This is a genomic window from Paenibacillus sp. S29, from assembly GCF_049319765.1.
GTDB classification, from domain to species: domain Bacteria; phylum Bacillota; class Bacilli; order Paenibacillales; family Paenibacillaceae; genus Paenibacillus; species Paenibacillus polymyxa_B.
This window is the reverse complement of the sequence record NZ_JBMOUI010000043.1, coordinates 1-3,313: the sequence shown is the minus strand read 5'-3', so window position 1 is coordinate 3,313 and position 3,313 is coordinate 1. Positions and strand designations below refer to the sequence as shown.

The window sequence follows — 3,313 nt, the reverse complement described above, 5'->3', positions numbered from 1 at the left end:
GAGGCCCCTAGTTTTTAGACCACTAAGACAGTTTTAAACCCCCTGCAAAAAAACAGGGGGTTTCTCGACAGCCTGAGGCTGGTTTATTAAACCAGCCTTTTTATTATTGGCTTCCTCCTTGTTCTCCTTCGCCCCCACCTTCGCTACCTCCACCACCACCTTGCTTATCGCCGCCTGCACCGCTTTGCTCACCGGTTTTTTTCTCAACCTTAGGTTGAAGCTCCTCTTGTACGACGGTTTTGAGTAAATTCATAACCTCAAGTCGGAAAATCGGATTTTGCATGGCATCATGCATGACTGTCATAGATTGTTTGCGATATTCAGGGGTTTTAGTTAAGTCCATATACATTTTGGTTAATTCTGGTGACTTGAGCATTGCTTCAATTGATTTTTGATAAGAAGGGTCTTTTATAAGTTGCATATGAAGCTGCTTGCTTTGGCTGTTGATGGCTTTGGCAAATTCTCCGGCAAAACGCGGATCAGTCATAATCTTTTCGATTTCTTTTTTATATTCAGGTGATACCAAAGTATCTTTGACTGCGATCTTCATCTGTTCAGCCGATTGCATGGGCATAAGCATTTTCATTCCCATGCTACCACCAGACCCACCACCAGACCCACCCTCTTCACTGCTTTGACCGGATTGTCCTTCTTTGGATGAACTGTTTTCCCCGGTTAAAGCCTCCTCTACCGCTTTTTTTCCGTCATCGCTTTTCAGGATATCGACAACCATCGTTTTCATCTCTTTATAACTGTTCTGGGGGGGCGCAGAACCCTGATCCGAGCCGCATCCACTCAGTGCAACGCCCAGTACGCATACCGTGCTAACAAATCGCAAACGAGTCCAATTCATGGCCGTATTCCTCCTTCATCATGAATGTGGATAGTATGCGGATGAATGGGGAGAAATATGTCGATTTGCTTTTGGTTTTTAGCTGAGAACGATGTAAAATAACTCCTTAAAGACCCAGTGCCTGATCGCGTACCTCTTTGCCTTTTACTGTACCCTGTTGAAGCAGTTCAGATACAGTCACGAATTCATAGCCTTGTGCTCGCAACTTGTCGATAATGACCGGCAGGGCTTCATGCGTTTGTTTACAGGAATCACTGGCATGCAGAAGGACGATATCGCCAGGATGCGCTTTATTTACAACACGGTCGATTATGACCTGAGTACCAGGGTTTTTCCAGTCCAGGGAATCTGTATCCCACTGAATGGTTTTGTAGCCTAAAGTGCCGGCAACCTGAAGGACTCTTTTATCAAAGTCGCCATTAGGCATACGGATCAACTTCGGGGACTGTCCCGTCAGTTCGGTTAATGTGGTATGAGCAATTGAAATCTGCTTACGAATATCTTCATCGCTTAAGCTACTGTAATTTTCGTGTTTATGGCCATGACTGCCGATTTCAAATCCGCTTTCTTTAATCTGATTCACAAGCTCTGGATGTGTTTTACTCCAAGGGGCAGAAAGAAAAAAGGTGGACTTGGTCACCTTTTTATCCTCAAGGACTTTTAAGATGGGGGCAGTGCGCTTATCGCCCCAACTAATATCAAAGGTGAGAGCGATCAACTTTTTGTCCGTGGGCACACTATAAATAGCGGTTGGTGGTTCCTCGGAAAAAACTGTAACATTATCGGTTTCTACATAAATGACTCCGACAGTAAAGATGGCTGCAGCCATTACGATTAAGAATCGTTTGATTTTTTTACCGTTTAATACATAAAAAAAAGAATTCATGGTTAATAACGCCCCTTTCATCCTAGAAGTGCTTGTTTACTTAAAGCTATGCCAGGGGTTGTCAATTATTCCATTGGACTAATAGGAGGAATTATCAAATGGGACTAAACGCATTTTTTCACGATTTACACATGACAAGACGGTTAATTTTAATCTCTGCACTTCTTTTCTGCACAAGTATTATGGTGGGCTGGTTAAGTACAGGCACTATTCAATCCATGCTGGCGCAACAAATGGAGGGGCTGGGAGAAGTAGCGCAGCGCTTGCAGAATTCTGAGCATCCACAATGGAGTTTTTTTGTATTCATCTTTTTCAATAATGCAATTAAATGTGTGCTGGTCATATTTATGGGGGCTGTATTTGGAATCGTACCGTTTATATTTTTGATTGTGAACGGTATGGTTTTAGGGTTTGTAGTACACTTGCAGACAGATATGGGAAGAAGTATGTATGAAGTTGTTGTCAAAGGGTTGCTGCCTCACGGTGTGATTGAATTGCCTGTTTTGATTATCGCCTGTGCCTTCGGATTGAAGTTTGGAATCAACATAATGTCTACTATAGGTACAAGCATAGGGCTAAAGCGCAAAGGAACTGGCCCATCGTGGAATGTATTTATGAAACAAACGTTGAGAGTGTCCCTATGGTCTGTCATCTTACTGCTTATAGCAGCTGCTATTGAGAGTGGCATAACTTATCGTTTATTGTCACAATAAAATATTATGGTCAATTATTTATATATTTCCTGAAAATTGAACATAACAAAGGGGAGAGCCTAAAGAGAAGCTGAAGATTAATCGGGGTAAGTTTGAAACCTTAGCAGTTGAGTTTAAAAACAGGTAAAGATTGGAACAATAGTTGAGCAAATATAAGTACTATATAATCTGCTGATAAGGGAGTATGGTCATATGTTGGGAATGCTGTTTAACGAAAAAGAATGCAAGGAACTTGACTACGTTCTTCGTAAGGAGCTAGATGAAATGCTGCTTGATATGAGCGATACTCGATTGGATCAAGATATTCGCTACGCAATCGCACTTCGATATAAAACAGTCTTCCGCATGTATGCCCGTTTTGCACCCGCCAAGGAACTATCCAAATATGCTCGCAGAGGGCGAGTCCCACAAACCAAACAATGAAAAGATAAGGTAGAAACTATATCAGAGATATCAGGAAGTAAACTATTTTAAAAACCTTATACTTTCTGATATCAAAAAAAGTATTGACTCTATTCAATATTCATGGTAAATTAATTTTCGTTCCTTTTTGAAGGATTTGCTCGAAAAAAGAAATTAAAAAAAACTCTTGCAAATTCTAAAAAGAGATGATATATTATAAAGGTCGCCACTGAGACGCGGTGACGAAACAAAGTAAGACATTATGCAAGTTTGATCTTTGAAAACTGAACAACGAGTGAGTAGGGATTTTGTTTACAAAATCCAACGCTGAAATTTTGGTACATGCCATTAGGTTGTATGAAATGGAAGCGAATAAGAGATATTTTATCTCGTCAGTTTCAACATGAGCTTATCGCTCTTTCTATAAACCAACTTCGGTTGGTCTTTAATGGAGAGTTT

Annotated in this window: 4 protein-coding genes; 2 read left to right on the top strand and 2 right to left on the bottom strand. The window is 40.8% G+C overall.

The features are described 5' to 3' along the window. Positions 1 to 103 precede the first annotated feature (103 nt). Both gerD and pdaB read right to left on the bottom strand, forming a co-directional pair. The gene (gene gerD, locus ACL9RM_RS26335) at positions 104 to 853 is read right to left on the bottom strand and encodes a spore germination lipoprotein GerD (RefSeq protein ID WP_250266757.1); all 750 of its coding nucleotides are present in this window, start codon (positions 851 to 853) and stop codon (positions 104 to 106) included. Between the two features lie 106 nt (positions 854 to 959). Continuing rightward, positions 960 to 1,739 (bottom strand): polysaccharide deacetylase family sporulation protein PdaB, encoded by a 780-nt coding sequence (gene pdaB / locus ACL9RM_RS26330; RefSeq protein ID WP_250266756.1) that lies wholly within the window; start codon positions 1,737 to 1,739, stop codon positions 960 to 962. A gap of 98 nt (positions 1,740 to 1,837) precedes the next feature. Here pdaB and ACL9RM_RS26325 point away from each other — a divergent pair, with 98 nt between their 5' ends. Together ACL9RM_RS26325 and ACL9RM_RS26320 are read left to right on the top strand one after the other, a co-directional pair. Further along, entirely contained in the window at positions 1,838 to 2,452 is a 615-nt protein-coding gene (locus ACL9RM_RS26325; protein ID WP_250266755.1) for a stage II sporulation protein M, read from the top strand. A 192-nt stretch (positions 2,453 to 2,644) separates the two neighbouring features. Further along, on the top strand, positions 2,645 to 2,875 hold the full coding sequence (locus tag ACL9RM_RS26320; protein ID WP_013312131.1) for a hypothetical protein: 231 nt from the start codon (positions 2,645 to 2,647) through the stop codon (positions 2,873 to 2,875). The last annotated feature ends 438 nt before the right edge of the window (positions 2,876 to 3,313 follow it).

What these genes read in the sequence shown, in the direction of transcription:
- gerD (WP_250266757.1), bottom strand. Translation starts at nt 853, where the DNA reads ATGAATTGGACTCGTTTGCGATTTGTTAGCACGGTATGCGTACTGGGC.
- pdaB (WP_250266756.1), bottom strand. Translation starts at nt 1,739, where the DNA reads ATGAATTCTTTTTTTTATGTATTAAACGGTAAAAAAATCAAACGATTC.
- ACL9RM_RS26325 (WP_250266755.1), top strand. Translation starts at nt 1,838, where the DNA reads ATGGGACTAAACGCATTTTTTCACGATTTACACATGACAAGACGGTTA.
- ACL9RM_RS26320 (WP_013312131.1), top strand. Translation starts at nt 2,645, where the DNA reads ATGTTGGGAATGCTGTTTAACGAAAAAGAATGCAAGGAACTTGACTAC.